Raw genomic sequence first — 15,626 nt, forward strand, 5'->3', positions numbered from 1 at the left:
CGGTAAAGTTCTTTGTCTGTCATAGTCACCAACATAAGATCGCGGTCCTGTGCTGAGCAAAATGAAGGCTTAGCGTACACGACGCGTGTGAATTGTGCTGAGACGACAATAACGCTTTGTGCTGACATCATTGGTGCGCATAATGTATATTATGTTAAATGGACTTTTCGAAGCTTAACGCCTGTACACCTGGTTCTTAATTCGCCGTCTTGCTCGCCTGCTCTTCTTCCTGAACTTCTTTCACTGGCGTCCCCTGGTGAAATCTGAGCTGCCAGCATTCCTGATGATTTGCACAAATATGGCTCCTCTGCCAGATTGACGAACGAAGCGTTTTTTTAGCAGCGCGTCCGTCTGAATCGATAACCTCGCTGCGGTACGTAAGCAACGCGCAATCTTTGGTTAGTAAAGCCAACTGAAAGCTGTAAGCAGTGATGGCCTCCACGTCCTCGTTAATTAATGCTGCTACGGTCTGCGTTTTATCGTAACGTTCTCCGCTACGGCCTATCTCCAGAAATTCGTCATGCAACAACTGCTGCAAAAGCTGCGCGCTGCGGCGTGTTGATGCCTGATGCAGGCTAACTTCCAGGTGGCAAATTAACTCAAACAATTGCAGGTTTACGGGATCGAACATTATTACCTCTTTTTCAACATGACAAAAACCCGGCCATCTGCGCCGGGTTGTCTTGTAGGCTAAGGCCGTCTGAATAGCGCAATACTGCGCCCGGCGAGAACAAAATCAATCGTCTCGGTAATAATCGCGCCGTCTGTTTTTTCCTCTGCGGTCGACAGCTCGAGAACCCAGCCGCCTTCGCCAAACTGCGGGATCTGGAACGGAACATCGCCTTCAAAGGGATTGAACAGCATCAGCACGTCATGCCAGATGCCCTCCTCCTTCTCAAGATCGGGCCGACTGATGGCAAGGCCTAAGGTCGAACCCTCATCCCATTGCTCTGATTGCTGCAAACCGCCGCCGGCGTTAAACCAGCGTATTTCGAGTCCGTCGCGCCAGCTTTCACGACGTAAAAGCGGTTGCTCCGCGCGCAGTGCAATCAGATGCTGGGTGAAGTCTCGTAATGCACGATCCCGCTCAGACTGCGCTTCCCAGTTGAACCATGAAATCTCGCTGTCCTGGCAGTAGCCGTTATTATTGCCCTGCTGCGAACGACCAAACTCATCGCCGGCCAACAGCATCGGCGTACCGTGGGAGAAAAATAACGTTGCCAGAAAATTACGCTTCTGGCGTTCACGGACGGCAATAATATCCTGATTTTCCGTTGGGCCTTCTTCGCCATAGTTGCAGGAACGATTATCGTTGTGCCCGTCGTTATTGTCCTCACCGTTGGCTTCATTATGCTTCTCGTTATATGAAACCAGATCGTTCAACGTAAAGCCGTCATGGGCGGTAATAAAATTGACGCTGGACCACGGACGACGACCGCGTAAATCGTACAGATCGCCCGAGCCCAGTAAGCGGGCGGCAAAGTCGTTGGAGACGTTATCTCCCTTCCAGTATTCCCGCACCGTATCACGATATTTGTCGTTCCACTCGCCCCAGCCAGGCGGGAAACCGCCGACCTGATAGCCGCCGGGGCCAATATCCCACGGCTCACCAATCAGTTTAAGCTTCGATAAAACCGGATCCTGGGTTACCGCATCGAAAAAACCGCCTCGCGGATCGAAGCCTTCTGGCTCGCGTCCAAGAATAGTCCCGAGGTCGAAACGAAAGCCGTCAACGTGCATCGATTGCGCCCAGTACCGTAGCGAATCCATAACCATCTGCAGCACCCGGGGATGCGATGTATTCACCGTATTCCCGGTCCCGGTATCATTAATGTAATAACGATGCTGATCCGGCATCGTCCGGTAATAAGAGAAATTATCGATACCTTTAAATGAGAGCGTCGGGCCCAGCTCATTGCCTTCCGCGGTGTGGTTATACACCACGTCAAGGATCACTTCGATGCCGGCATCATGAAAAGCGCGCACCATGTTGCGAAAGCCCGCTATACCTTCAGGGCCATAATAGCGGGAAGCGGGAGCAAAGAAGCCTAGCGTATTGTAACCCCAGAAGTTTTTCAGCCCCCGATCGAGCAGATGCTGGTCATCGGGAAACCAGTGTATGGGGAGCAGTTCGACGGAAGTAATGCCCAGACTTTTAATATAATCGACGGAAGCCTGATGCCCAAGCCCCTCAAATGTGCCGCGCAGCTCCTGAGGAAGCGCCGGATTAAGCCGGGTAAAACCTTTGACATGGGTTTCGTAGATAACCGTCTTCGGCCAGGGGACATTGGGACGGTTTTCCCCCTGCCAGTCGAAGGCATCCGGGTCGATAACCTTACATTTTGGCGTATAGGGCGCGCTATCGCGACTATCAAAGCTCAGGTCGCTCTCCTCATGGCCCAACTCGTAGCCGAAATGTGCATCGTTCCACTCAACATCGCCTTCCAGCTCCCGCGCGTAGGGATCGATAAGCAATTTATTGGGATTAAAGCGATGACCGTTTTCCGGATCGTAAGGTCCGTAAACCCGATAACCGTACAATGCGCCGGGCTGCAGATCGGGTACATAGCCGTGCCAGATCTCATCTGTATATTCAGGCAGTTCAAGCCGGGCTATTTCGGTTTTACCGGAAGGATCGAATAAGCACAGCTCAACGCGTTCAGCATGCGCTGAAAACAGTGCGAAGTTCACCCCCTTCCCGTCGAAATTAGCCCCCAACTGCTGGCCGTGGCCTGGCCGTATGATAAAAGCATTTTCCTTTGACATTGTTATTCCCCACGTTCCTTTTCACTAATAAGTGTCAATAACCACCCGGTTGCTGACGCCAGATCGAGCGTCTCTTCTACCAGACGGCTTTCACCGGTTAATGCATCGCAATAACGCCTTCCGGCCAGATCTTCCGGGAGCGATACTGCCGTCTCGCCCCACAGTTGCGCCTGCGCCGATGACTCGACCAACCCGTGCGCCGCCACGTCAAACACCAGCCGAGGAACCACCACGATGAGGGCTTCCTCGTCTTTGATACGCGCGTAGGCGATAAAATTATCTGCTCTTTCACCCGCGACTTTTAATGGTACCCAGTCACCATAATGAAAGAGCGCGGAATGCTGCTGCCTTAATCTGAGAAACGAAGCGGTGACGTATTGCTTCAACCGTCCGTCTCGCCATGCGCTTTCATGATGAAACAGTTCCGCGCTTCCGCTATCAAGATGTTGTGCCAGGGCGGCGAAGTCAGGTTCACGGCGGTTATCCGGATCGACGAGGCTAAAGTTCAGCGCCTCGCTCCCCTGATAAATATCCGGTACCCCGGGCACAGTCAGTTTGATGACCGTCTGGCTAAGGCTGTTCACCAGACCGGCACGGACAAAAGGCTGCAGGGAGGTGTAAAAATCATTGAGAAACAGCGCGTTATCAGCAGAAAACAGCTGTTGAACATAGTTCAGTACGACGCTTTCATAGCTTTCATTGCTGTCGATCCAATCGGTTCTTTGCTTAGCCTCGCGCAGCGCTTTTTCCATAAAAGCGAGAAAACGTTCTTCGAGGGCTTTCAGCCCTGCGCTATCGTCAGGCAGCAACGTTGCAGGCCACACGCCGGCGAGCGCCTGATAGATCATCCACGTATCTGCCGCGTTCGGCGCCGTACCGTCGTTCAAAAAACGCACCAGGGTTTGATTCATCTGACGCCAGCGCGCAAGATTGGTCGCCCACAGCTGCGGAGCTTCCGTTAAGGTATACAGACGGGCGCGCGCATCCTCCCCGCGTTTAGTGTCGTGCGTCGAAGTGCCCAGCAGCGCGTCGGGCTGGCGAGCAAGGCGAATACGCATCTCCTGATGGAAACGAGAAAGCGAGAAAGCGCGCGGCGTGGGATCCGCGCCGACTTCATTCAGCGCCAGATCGAGGTTATGGCGGAAGAACAGCGTATCCTCGACCGATTTAGCCATTAACGGCCCAGTCAGCTGTTGAAAACGGGTCCTGAAAAGCGAGGCGGCATCGAGGCTACTTGTTTGTAAATTGCCGGTCAGGATAGCGATAATGACCTCAAGGGCCCTTGGATCGGGGCGGTTTTCCCGAGCGTTAACCCGATCGACGACCCGGTTTAATAGCGTAATATCCTCGGCGCTCATCCCCTCAGCGGTACCGTAGGTGCGATATACCGGAAAGGCCAGCAGCAGTTCACGTAATGCGTGGCGCAGCGCTTCGCTTTCAACCTCCATGCTATTACGCTGCGCCAGTTCGATGGCCAGCCTCAACAAAGTGGTAAATTCGCCCTCAAAGTTGCGATCCGCCATCAGCCCTTTCGCCTCACGCAGCGCCTGGTGACGATCTACCGCGCCGCCGAGCGCTTCGTCATGCACCTGCTGCAGCTGGTCGAGATTATTGTCATCCACCAGCACTTCAGCCAACGAAGCGATAAACTCATATCCGGTGGTGCCGGAGACGGGCCAATCAGCGGGAAGCTGCTCGCCTTTCGCAAGAATTTTTTCCACCGTAATGTAGCATTCTGGCCCGGCGGCCTGGCGCAGACGCTGCAAATACCCTAATGGGTCGGCAAGCCCATCGATATGATCGATGCGCAGACCATCGACGATACCGGCATGTACCAGTTCAAGAATAAGACGGTGGGTATCGTCGAATACCGCCTGTTCTTCGACCCTGACGCCAATCAGGCCCGTAATTTCGAAAAAGCGCCGCCAGGAGAGCTGTCTGGGCGCTTCCCGCCACGACATCAGCCGCCAGCTTTGCGCCTCGTGCAGCGCCACAATCGCGTCGCGATCCGGCGAAGTTAGTAGTTGCTCACCTGTTGCCAGACTTTCAGGATTCAGCGGCCAGGCCTGGTCGTAATAGACGAACGCCGGTTTCCCCGTTTCAGGATCGCGCTTAAGCTCAAGCGCCCCGCTCTCCAGCTCTGCCTCAAAGGTATCCCCCAGAAACGGCAGCGTAACGGGACGCGTCCAGTCAATATCGAAATAATTGGCCCAGGCGCTGTGCTTACCCTGTTCAATGACGTCCCGCCACCAGCGATTCTCCAGAGAGGTCGCCATATGGTTGGGGACAATATCCAGAATCAGGCCAATTTGTGCGCTCCGCAGCGCCTTTACCAGCCGGTCAAACCCTTCGCGCCCGCCAATAGCCGGGTCGATTTCGTTTGGATCGGTAATATCATAGCCATGGGTGGAGCCGGTGGTCGCCGTAAATATCGGCGACGCGTAAAGATGGCTAATACCCAGCGCTTTCAGATACGGGGCCAGCGCCGCCGCGCGATCGAAGGTCATACCATTACGGAATTGAATACGGTAGGTTGCGGAAGGGATCATGATGAAGCTTCTCCATGTGCAAAACGGACAACAATGCTGTTTGGCGTTAACGCTTCCTGCCGCTCCGGCCAGCTAAAAATGACCTCTCCCGGTATCTCCGGCATCGTCACGGGGTCCGCGCCGATATTCAGCGCCACGGAGAGCGTCCCGTCGGGGAAGCGCCAGCTCACCGCCAGCGCATGCGCCGCCGCGTGCAGGATCCTGCCTTCCACGGTGCCCCCTGCCGCGAGCAGCGGGACGATATAGCGATGGCGCAGTAAGATAAGGTTGCGGGTAAAGCGCAGCCAGGATTTCCCCTCCTCGCTTGCCGCCTTCTGCCAGTCGAGCTTAGAGCGGATAAAGGTTTGAGGATCGTTCGGATCCGGAACGGAGGCATCATGCCCTGCGTGTCCGGCAAACTCTTTTGCCCGCCCTTCTCTTACCGCTTTGGCGAGAGCACCCTGAAAATCGGTAAAAAATAGAAAAGGATGGGTTTCACCATACTCTTCGCCCATAAACAGTAAGGGAATGTGGGGAGAGAGAAGCAATGCGGCAAGCAGCACGCGCGTTTTCTCAGCGCCGGCCAGGGAGATAAGCCTTTCGCCATGGGCTCGGTTCCCGGTCTGATCGTGATTCTGAATAAAGTCGACAAAGAACTGCGGTGGCTGAACGGCGCAGGAGACGCCGCGAGGTTGCCCGGTTTGTGGAGAGACCTCCCCCTGATAGACAAATCCTTCCGCCAGCGCCCGAGCGACATTCTTTGCCGGCTGATGCGCAAAATCCTGATAATACGCATGGGTTTCACCGGTCGCGAAAACGTGCGCGGCATTATGGAAGTCATCATTCCATTCAGCGGTAAACAGCGGTGTGTGCCCGTTTTCATCGCGCGGGTGAAGGAAAATCACGTTACGGCTATCTTCCGTCGTCAGGTGAATATGGCGGTCGGGTATAGCCGCGCGGATATTCTCGGCTATTTCTATCAGCACGTGCCGGGCGGAGCGATCTTCAATCTGGTCAATAGCATCAAAGCGCAGCCCATCAAGTTGATACTCGGTAAGCCAGAACAGCGGCGCATCGGTAATATACTGACGCACGGCCTCGTTTTCATAGGCAATGGCATTACCCCAGGGGGTCATTCGGTCCTGATGAAAAAAGCCCGGCGACAGCAAAGAGAGATAGTTGCCTTCCGGACCAAAATGGTTCAGCACGATATCGAGAACCACCGAAAGCCCTAACCCGTGAGCGGCATCAATGAAGGCGTGAAAATCCGCCGGGATACCATAAGCTGAGTGCGGGGCATAAAGTAGTACCCCGTCGTAGCCCCAGCCGCGCGAACCACCAAACTGAGACACCGGCATAACCTCTATCTGGGTGATCCCCAACTCTGCCAGCCAGGGAAGCTTTTCGATAGCGGCGACAAAGGTGCCTTCTGGCGTAAAGGTGCCCGGATGAAGTTCATATATCACGGTTTCTTCCCAGGGACGCCCTTTCCAGTCACGGTTAACCGGTTGATAGCGTCGGGGATCGATCACTACTGAGGGGCCATTGACATCATCGCGCTGCGCGCGGGTGGCCGGGTCGGGAATGAGGCGGCCGTCGGCTAAACGAAGCTGATATTCATCCCCGTGCTTAACGCCAGGGACATCGATCTGGAACCAGCCATTTCCCACGGCTTCCATCGCAATATCCCGGTGTCTCAGGCTAAGCGTCATCGACTTTTGACCTTCGGCCCAGACGCGAAAGCGGACAATATCCGCGGAAATGAATTCCGCCCCCCAATGCTTTTTAAACGATATGGATTCCATTCAATGTCCTCAAACGACCTGCAGGAAATGCAGCATGAAATATAAGATTAGCCCAGGTTTGGACGAATGCGCTGTTGATGACCTGACTGTTATTTTTAACGACGTTGTCTATCATTAATAAATCGCTAAAAAATAAGGAATGCTATGCAGATTCGTAAAGGATTAAATTCCGACCTTGCTCGCCTCGAATATTGTGATTTTTCCTTCACGGTCAGCCAGGTTGCCAGAGGCCCTTTCATCAATAATGATCTGAAAATTGAGACACTTCCCTGCGCTTATAATAAAACCTATGAGCTGGATATCCAGACGCTGGAAAACCACTGTATTAATCCGGATGCAATATTCCTGATTGCCGAAACCGAAGCGGGACAGGTGGCCGGTTTTATCACCGCATCCCTGAGCTGGAACAGGTTTATTTCCGTCGATTATATTGCCATTGAAAGCTCACATCGCAGAGCCGGCGCGGCCAACAAGCTCATGGCCGCCGCCCATATCTGGGCGCGCAGTATGAACGCTGCTGGATTAAAACTTGAGACGCAGAACGTTAACGTGCCCGCCTGCCTCTTCTATCGAAATTATGGTTTTACTCTTGGAGGATACGATCGATATCTCTACAACGCTTTAGCGGAAAAAGATGAAATTGCGCTGTTCTGGTATTACATGTTGAACTAATTGTCAGGTAAATAATTCCTGGTTTTACAAAGTTAATTATTCCTGGTTTACGCTTTTTGCTCGCTCAATCACAACGATTGGCTAATCTTAAATTTCATTTATCAGGAGGCCGGTATGACAACAGGAAATAATTCATCGCTACATTATCCTCTTCCGCCGTTTGTTGAGCAGCCGCAGCAGGCTCCAGGGCTGGCATCTGAAATGAAGCCCCTTCCCGACCATGGTGAGACCAGCTATATCGGCTCCGGGAAGCTCGCGGGAAAAAAAGCGCTTATTACCGGCGGTGATTCAGGTATTGGCCGCGCTGTCGCTATCGCCTATGCGCGTGAAGGCGCGGATGTCGCCATCGGCTACCTGCCGGAAGAAGAGTCGGACGCGGCTGCCGTTATCGCGCTGATTCAGGCCGAGGGACGAAAAGCCGTCGCCATTCCCGGCGATATTCGGGTTGAATCTTTTTGCGACACCCTGGTTGAAAAAGCGGTAGCCGAGCTGGGCGGGCTGGATATTCTGGTGAACAATGCCGGCAGACAGCAGTATTGCGAATCCATTGAACAGCTGAGCACCGCTGCGTTTGATGCCACCTTTAAAACCAACGTCTATGCGCCGTTCTGGATAACCAAAGCCGCCCTCCGTCACCTGTCTGCGGGGGCGGTTATCATCAATACCTCTTCCGTGCAGGCGTTTAAACCCAGCGAGATTCTGCTGGATTACGCCCAGACCAAAGCCTGCAACGTGGCGTTTACTAAATCCCTGGCGCAGCAGCTTGGCCCGCGCGGTATTCGCGTTAACGCCGTTGCCCCTGGCCCTTACTGGACACCGTTGCAGTCGAGCGGCGGCCAGCCGCAGGAGAAGGTGCAAAAATTTGGTGAGGATACGCCGCTTGGCCGACCGGGACAGCCGGTTGAGATTGCGCCGCTTTACGTCCTTCTGGCTTCCGACGCCTGCTCCTACGCTTCGGGTCAGGTCTGGTGCTCAGATGGCGGTACCGGCGTAGCCTAAAAGAGCTGGCGCGCAACTCCTCCGGATACGTGCCTGGTCAGCAAAAGAGCCGCGGTAGCGGCTCTCTTATCACCTGCCAGCGCTAGCGTAACAGAAAGGTGACCATCATTATCAGCAAATACCCGCCACAGGCGAATTGCAAGAGCCGCCATCCCCAACGCAAGTAGCGCCATTGATAGCGCTCCGCAGCGTTTGCCTGCGCAATAAGGGGATCGGGGTTCTGCTTTTTCTTTTTTCTTCTCAGAATATCCCAACCCCACCAAACCATCAGAAAGATGGCGATGACCTTTTGAAGAACGATGTGGTCCATGTAACCCCGCCGTCAATATCTTATCCCCTGGACGGGCAGTGTAGCGCAATTTACCCCACCCGGCAGGCTATCATTGCGCGTAATTCCCCCCTCTTCCGTACAAATTTTCCACTGAGCTTTGAAGAACATAATTTAAGCAATAACCTGGAATAATCCCATATAGATATCTGGCGTAAATTAGCGCTTTGAAATTTATTAAATATGTAGTATTTGAAACTCAGAAAAGTTAGCAGGCTTATGATTTAAAAAGCTAAAATTTGCAAAAATACCGTCAGCCACTAAAATAGTATTAAGTTAGCTAACAACACAGGGAGATATTATGGGTTTCTGGCGAATTGTCTTAACGATTATTCTACCCCCGCTGGGAGTATTGCTGGGAAAAGGGTTTGGCTGGGCGTTTATTCTCAATATTATTTTGACGATCCTCGGCTACATTCCAGGGCTCATTCACGCTTTTTGGGTACAGACCAAAAACAGCTAAGCATCTGAAAGCGCCTTTTGAGATTTTCTCAGTGCTCAGTAATATGTCGGGAGCCCACGCTCCCGACCGTCATATCAGAAAGTCACGCCAGCGCCTACGTAAGCGCCATCAATGATGGTATGTCCCGGGCGGCCATCTTTTCCATCAACGCTCGCGTGTCGATAGCCAGCCTTGATAGTCAGCGGCGTCAGCGGCGTCCAGCTAATTCCGCCATTTGCTTCGACGTAATTTTTAACGCTGTTAGTTAACCCTTCCGGCGCGGAATATCCTTCGCCGTACAGATGGATACTGTCAGTCAGCGCCAGATCGATGCCGCCGCCAATCGGGAAGGCGACGCCGTTGTCCCCTTTCTTCGGCCCGAGATATACGGCTTTTGTGCCAATATTCGCCGTGAGCGGACCCAGCGCAAGATTGTAGCCAACGCCGACGCCGCCAAGCTGACTTCCGTCGTGAGTATTTTTAATCCAGTTACTTTCCGCATACAGGCCGGAAGAACTCTTACCGATTTCCATATTAAGATTGGTAAAGTTTTTCCCCTGCTCAGCGGTAAAACCCATTGCCAGGGCAGAGCCTGAAGCCATAATTAAAGAACACGCGATAATGAATTGAGTCTTTTTCATCATACCCTCCTGAAAAGTGGCGCGAACTTTAACAAGCGCGATGCCGGCGATCAAATTTTCTTTTGTGAAATGACACCGTCAATAATTTACCGAAAAATAACAGCAGAATAGTCTGGATTCTATTATACGTTAGCGGTCAAGCGAATAAGCACCGTGATTGAGCCATTATTGACGCGTTATCTTAATGGTGATTCAACCAACGGCACGAAAATGTTGAATAAAAGCTCGCGATAGTAATAATCACTGCCGGTTTTATATGCTTTATAAGTAATTCGCATTCTATAGTGACATTCTTTTTTACAAAACCATAAGAAATGAAATCACCACTTTCCGACCATTTGCGGAATATAGAGAAGCCAGCTGAGCAAATTTGCATTCACCGCCAACCAGAGCCATGATTAACAGGCGTTAAACGGAATCGGAAAGATCACAGGAGTATTATTATGCTTAAAATGTTTACCGCGCTGGCTATTCTGGCGACGTCAGCAAACGCTATGGCACAGGACGATATTACACTGAACAGCCTCGCCAAAAAGGAGCCCGCCGCGTTTAATCAGATGCTCAAAGGACATCACCTGCCCGGTTGGGTCAGTTCAGGCGGCACGACCACGCCCGCGCGTACGGTAAAGCTTGGCGAGGATATTTATCAGGTGCTCAGCGTCTGCAAACCTCACGATTGCGCTGCGGAGAGGCTCGCGGTGCTGTGGTCGGAAAAATCCAGACAAATGTCCGGAGTTTTTTCCACCGTTGACGATAAGACATCCCAGGAAAAGCTGACCTGGCTTAACGTTAGCGATCCATTATCCATCGATGGGAAAACGGTACTCTTTGCAGCCCTGAGCGGCAGTCTGGAAAACCATCCAGAGGCTTTCAACTACCCCTGAAATCCGCCAGCAAGCCCGGTGCGATGAACCCGCGACGCGCGTTCATCGCCCGCCAGCGCCCTCTTCTGCCGTGCGCGCCCAAAGGTGTACGGCAGAATTTCGGTAAAACTTCGTCAGGCCAGACGCACTCTCTCATGGTTCCCGACTTCTGTTTACAGGGAAATACCGGCGAACGACATAAAGCCCAGCGACATGAGTCCGGCGGTAATGAACACGCTGCCTAATCCGCGTAACCCTTTCGGCATATTGGCATATTTCAGCTTTTCGCGAATGCCAGCCAGCGCCACAATCGCCAGCGTCCAGCCAATACCGCATCCGGTGCCATAAGTCAGCGACTCAAGGAAGCTGTATTCACGCTGCACCATAAATATGGTCGCGCCAAAAATGGCGCAGTGGATGGTCAACAGCGGCAGAAACGGCCCTAAAGCATGGTTTAACGCATGGAAATATTTGTCGATCACCATCTCCAGGATCTGCACCAGCGCCGCAAGGACGCCGATAAACGTGATGAAATCGAGAAAACTGAGATCCACGCCTTCAATCAGAGCATTTTCTTTCAGTAGGTGATGATAAATCAGGTTGTTAATCGGCGTCGCAATGGCTAGCAGCGCCGTCACGGTGATCCCGAGCCGAAATGCGACATCGATCTTTTTGGAAATAGCGAGAAAAGTACACATGCCAAGGAAAAAATTGAGCGCCATATTTTCAACGAAAACCGCGCGGATAAAAATATTCAGGTGAGATTCGAACAAGACAACCTCCGTGTTGTTGAGTTGTTCCTCAATGATGACAAATTTTCAGGTGAAACAGGAAATTACGATTCGGTTTTGCCGAGTCGATCACCTTTTAATTTCCTGTTTGTGATCGAACAAACCAGCCCTTTCCTGACTAGCGAAATGAACGTGGCAGCATTTTGATAAACTCGCCAACCGGCACCGGTTGTGAGAAGTAGTAGCCCTGGTAAATAGCGATGCCCATATTCCTGAGCATTGTCAGCTGCTCCTTATCCTCCACGCCTTCGGCGATAATCTGACAGTTAAACTTCTTCGCCAGATTCACCATATTCTTGACCACCAGCGCGGAAGCATTATTGGTGACGATATTGAAGGTAAACACCTTATCGATTTTTATAATCTCAGGATTAAACTGCTGGATGTAGCTGTAGTTTGCGTAACCGGTACCGAAATCATCCAACGAAAACTGAATCCCGATGCGCCGCAGCTTATCCGTCACCTCCGAGGTTTGCAGCGTATTTTCAATCGACTCCCGCTCGGTTATCTCAAGGACGAGCCGAACTTCCGCCTCTTTCAGCTCCTGGATAAACGTCTGGCAGAGTTGGACTATTTCGTCATCCTGAAAGTTAACCGAGCTGGTGTTAAAGCAAATAAAGAGTCCTTTAGGGAGCAGGGACTGCTGGCGACGGAGCTGTCGGCTTACTTCCGCAAAGCAAATCGCCGTCACGTCTTTAATCAAACCGGTCTGTTCCGCAACGGAGATAAATTTATCCGGCGCAATAAATCCCTGTTTGGGATGTTCCCAGCGTACCAGCACCTCGCCGCCGATAATGGCGCCGTCCTCATCGTTAATTATCGGCTGAATATACGGTTTGAGCTGCTTCAGCTCGATCGCCTTCCTCAGCTGGTACTCAATCGTCTGCCGATAGCGGAGATAGTTTCTGAACAAAAAGGCGAGCAGCAAGGAAGCGAGAAGAATGGCGATGAGGGTATGCTGTTCATAGCGGATAAATGCGACTGCGCCGGAGGCAAAGCCGCGATCGGCAATGACCGAATAATTAAATTGCTCAGAGGTCAGACGCACGGGAATTTTGATCTTCGGCGTCGTGGTGACTTCCCCTTTGCGGTTCATTACTCGATTACCAACCTGAAGATACAGATGAGCATCGCCATCCAGAACGGATAAAATATTGTATAAATAATAGCCATCAATACCTATCAGCGTGGTATTCCCCCGGTCGTCCTGTTCGCTATACACCATTAACGGATGAGACGGCGTAATATCGTTCCCCTGGAATAACTGCAACGACCCTTGGGTATATTGAGTACTATCAAACTGAAATTTGCGTCCGCCAAAAACCGAAGTGCAGTAGATCTCGTTATCCCGCCCTAAATTTACCGAGCGCACGTCGGGAATGGTCGCCACCAGCGTGCGCAGCTCCGTCAGGACGTTCTCATTGCAGTTTTTTCCCATAAAAGGTTCCGCCAGGTCGGCGGCCTGTTCGGCGTGGGAAACGGTCACATCAAGGCTGGCTATCGCCTGCTGCAGCCGTGACTGGATATCCTTATCCACCTTTTTTTGCATCTGCCAGTAGCAAAGACCGGTGCCAAGACTGATTAATGCCATGAGAAATAGGATTATCCACAGACGATGGCGTGACGATGAGTAGTTCATTATGCTAATCCAGTTAGACTCGCCATCGGGGGCCGGCGGTCAATTGTTTGGCCAGATTTTAACAAATCCTTTTTAAACTCGCCCTGAACCGATCAAGTTTTAATGCATATCAATGATATATCATGGCCAGCCGTTGCGTGATGGCGCAGACGACTGGCTGCGAAATTTGCTGAGGCAAAAGCGGCGCTGTCTATGGCTAAATTATTGACTTAAAGTAGAATAATACGAAAATGACTTCTTTGTGCGCTGACCAGAAATGCTGGCAAATATGACGATTCACTCCCGTAATAGCATCCTGAAAAAAGTAAAAGCATCCGCCGTAGCTATCGCTGCAGCGCTGCTGCTGTCGCACTGCGGCAGTAAACCGCCCGTTTCTCTTGTCACGCCGCTGCCGCCCGCGACAAAGCAGCCGACGTTACCCAAAAACCACGAGCCGGTGCGCGGCGTCTGGCTGACAACCGTCTCGCGCCTCGACTGGCCGCCGCTGGAATCCGTGAACGGCGGCATTACCGCCGATCGCCGCATCGCCCTGCAGCAGCAGGCGCTGATTGCCAAGCTGGATAATTTAAAAAGCCTCGGTATCAATACCGTTTTTTTCCAGGTGAAACCTGATGGCACCGCGCTCTGGCCGTCGAAGATCCTGCCGTGGTCCGATATGCTGACCGGTAAAATCGGCGAGGACCCGGGCTACGATCCGTTAAAGTTTATGCTGGATGAAGCCCATAAGCGCGGCATGCGCGTTCATGCATGGTTCAACCCCTATCGCGTCTCGGTCAATACTCGCCCCAAAACCGTCACCGAGCTTAACAGTACCCTTTCGCAGTTTCCCGCCAGCGTCTATGTCCTGCATCCGGAGTGGATCCGTACCTCCGGAGACCGTTTCGTTCTCGACCCGGGGATCCCGGAAGTGCGCGACTGGATCACCAGCATCGTGGCAGAGGTCGTAGAGCGCTATCCGGTAGACGGCGTCCAGTTCGATGATTACTTCTATACCGAAACGCCGGGGTCGAAGCTGAACGACAATCGGACGTTCCAGCAGTATGGCCAGGGCTTTGCTGCCAAAGCGGACTGGCGGCGGCACAATACCCAGCTGCTGATTGAGCAGGTTTCCCGCACTATCAAGCAGCTGAACCCCGCCGTAGAATTTGGCGTCAGCCCGGCGGGCGTCTGGCGCAATCGCTCTCACGATCCGTCCGGGTCCGATACCCGCGGCGCGGCGGCCTACGATGAGTCTTACGCGGATACCCGCCTGTGGGTTCAGCAGGGATGGCTGGACTATATCGCGCCGCAAATTTACTGGCCCTTCGCCCGCGACGCCGCGCGCTACGATGTGCTGGCAAAGTGGTGGGCTGAGGTGGTGAAGCCTACCCACACCCGGCTTTATATCGGCGTGGCGCTGTACAAAGTTGGCGAACCGTCAAAGAGCGAGCCTGACTGGATGATTAGCGGCGGCGTGCCGGAGCTGAAAAAGCAGCTTGATCTGAATGAATCCATGCCGCAAATTCAGGGCACTATTCTGTTCAGAGAGAATTACCTTAATCAGCCGCAGACCCAGCAGGCCGTTAACTACCTCAAAGGCCGCTGGGGAGGCTGATTCCCCCTGACAGGCCAGATGCCTGTTACTACAATCACCGCCGGAGGATGTATGTTGAAAAAATCGCTCATCGCCTTTTCCCTGTTTTGCGCCCTGTCGCCCGCTGTTTTTGCGGGCAACAGTGAAAGCGAACAGCTGAATAAGAAGAACGTCATTGATTTTTATAACAAAGCGTTAAATGACAAGGACTTTGCCGCCGCCAGGCCCTATCTCGGAGACCGCTACATACAGCATAACCCGATGGCGAAAGACGGCGTTGAAGGCTTTCAGCAGTTTATCGCCTTCCTGAAGAGTAAATATCCCGACTCGCGCAGCGTTATCAAGCAGGCCTTTGTCGACGGCGACCGGTTACCTCCACGTGGAGGTAACCGGTCGCGAGCCGGGAGTGACGCGGGCGATTATCGATATCTTCCGCGTTGATGAACAGCATAAAATCGTTGAGCACTGGGACGTGACCCAGAACGTTCCGCAGAAAACCGCCAGCGGCAACGGCATGTTCTGAGCCTGAGCAGAGCTCCTCTGCTCATCATTCCCTCCGCTTTACCCATTTTCGCTTCG

13 protein-coding genes and 1 pseudogene are annotated in these 15,626 nt (G+C 52.7%); 6 read left to right on the forward strand and 8 right to left on the reverse strand.

What is annotated here, in order from left to right; genetic code table 11:
* Positions 1-196: 196 nt before the first annotated feature.
* From K2184_RS14825 to treZ, 4 genes are read right to left on the reverse strand one after another with little or no spacing between them, the layout of a single operon-like run.
* On the reverse strand, positions 197-631 hold the full coding sequence (locus K2184_RS14825) for a nuclear transport factor 2 family protein (RefSeq protein WP_024274173.1): 435 nt from the start codon (positions 629-631) through the stop codon (positions 197-199).
* Between the two features lie 59 nt (positions 632-690).
* Positions 691-2,766 (reverse strand): glycogen debranching protein GlgX, encoded by a 2,076-nt coding sequence (gene glgX / locus K2184_RS14830; protein WP_017145885.1) that lies wholly within the window; start codon positions 2,764-2,766, stop codon positions 691-693.
* Positions 2,767-2,768: 2 nt separating this feature from the next.
* Complete coding sequence (gene treY / locus K2184_RS14835) at positions 2,769-5,315, reverse strand: malto-oligosyltrehalose synthase (protein WP_163524932.1); 2,547 nt, start codon at positions 5,313-5,315, stop codon at positions 2,769-2,771.
* Complete coding sequence (gene treZ, locus K2184_RS14840) at positions 5,312-7,099, reverse strand: malto-oligosyltrehalose trehalohydrolase (protein WP_163524934.1); 1,788 nt, start codon at positions 7,097-7,099, stop codon at positions 5,312-5,314. The genes treY and treZ overlap by 4 nt, the downstream gene beginning before the upstream one ends.
* Positions 7,100-7,243: 144 nt before the next feature.
* Between treZ and K2184_RS14845 the strand changes: the two genes are divergently transcribed.
* Together K2184_RS14845 and K2184_RS14850 are read left to right on the forward strand one after the other, a co-directional pair.
* A complete protein-coding gene (locus K2184_RS14845) occupies positions 7,244-7,771 on the forward strand; it encodes a GNAT family N-acetyltransferase (protein WP_004112983.1) in 528 nt (175 codons plus the stop codon).
* Between the two features lie 114 nt (positions 7,772-7,885).
* Positions 7,886-8,770 (forward strand): SDR family oxidoreductase, encoded by an 885-nt coding sequence (locus tag K2184_RS14850; protein WP_004102064.1) that lies wholly within the window; start codon positions 7,886-7,888, stop codon positions 8,768-8,770.
* An 82-nt stretch (positions 8,771-8,852) separates the two neighbouring features.
* Here K2184_RS14850 and K2184_RS14855 read toward each other — a convergent pair whose 3' ends face one another.
* Positions 8,853-9,080, reverse strand: coding sequence for a hypothetical protein (locus K2184_RS14855; RefSeq protein WP_004102052.1), 228 nt, complete (start codon positions 9,078-9,080; stop codon positions 8,853-8,855).
* A 319-nt stretch (positions 9,081-9,399) separates the two neighbouring features.
* On the opposite strand from K2184_RS14855, the gene K2184_RS14860 reads away from it, so the two are divergent.
* Positions 9,400-9,561 (forward strand): YqaE/Pmp3 family membrane protein, encoded by a 162-nt coding sequence (locus tag K2184_RS14860; protein WP_004102047.1) that lies wholly within the window; start codon positions 9,400-9,402, stop codon positions 9,559-9,561.
* Between the two features lie 74 nt (positions 9,562-9,635).
* On the opposite strand, the gene K2184_RS14865 is transcribed toward K2184_RS14860, so the two are convergent.
* Positions 9,636-10,181: a YfaZ family outer membrane protein gene (locus K2184_RS14865; protein ID WP_004102044.1), complete on the reverse strand. Its 546-nt coding sequence runs from the start codon at positions 10,179-10,181 to the stop codon at positions 9,636-9,638.
* A gap of 443 nt (positions 10,182-10,624) precedes the next feature.
* On the opposite strand from K2184_RS14865, the gene ivy reads away from it, so the two are divergent.
* The gene (ivy, locus tag K2184_RS14870) at positions 10,625-11,065 is read left to right on the forward strand and encodes an Ivy family C-type lysozyme inhibitor (RefSeq protein ID WP_163524938.1); all 441 of its coding nucleotides are present in this window, start codon (positions 10,625-10,627) and stop codon (positions 11,063-11,065) included.
* A gap of 152 nt (positions 11,066-11,217) precedes the next feature.
* On the opposite strand, the gene nqrE is transcribed toward ivy, so the two are convergent.
* A complete protein-coding gene (nqrE, locus tag K2184_RS14875) occupies positions 11,218-11,817 on the reverse strand; it encodes an NADH:ubiquinone reductase (Na(+)-transporting) subunit E (RefSeq protein WP_004102040.1) in 600 nt (199 codons plus the stop codon).
* A gap of 136 nt (positions 11,818-11,953) precedes the next feature.
* Complete coding sequence (locus tag K2184_RS14880) at positions 11,954-13,474, reverse strand: EAL domain-containing protein (RefSeq protein ID WP_023320946.1); 1,521 nt, start codon at positions 13,472-13,474, stop codon at positions 11,954-11,956.
* Between the two features lie 268 nt (positions 13,475-13,742).
* Between K2184_RS14880 and K2184_RS14885 the strand changes: the two genes are divergently transcribed.
* Together K2184_RS14885 and K2184_RS14890 are read left to right on the forward strand one after the other, a co-directional pair.
* Positions 13,743-15,068 (forward strand): glycoside hydrolase family 10 protein, encoded by a 1,326-nt coding sequence (locus K2184_RS14885; protein ID WP_024274168.1) that lies wholly within the window; start codon positions 13,743-13,745, stop codon positions 15,066-15,068.
* 51 nt (positions 15,069-15,119) lie between these two features.
* Positions 15,120-15,570 (forward strand): annotated as a pseudogene (locus tag K2184_RS14890) (nuclear transport factor 2 family protein).
* Positions 15,571-15,626 lie beyond the last annotated feature (56 nt).

Origin of the sequence: Klebsiella sp. K5-306 (assembly GCF_051835185.1) — a bacterium.
Classification (GTDB): domain Bacteria; phylum Pseudomonadota; class Gammaproteobacteria; order Enterobacterales; family Enterobacteriaceae; genus Klebsiella; species Klebsiella oxytoca.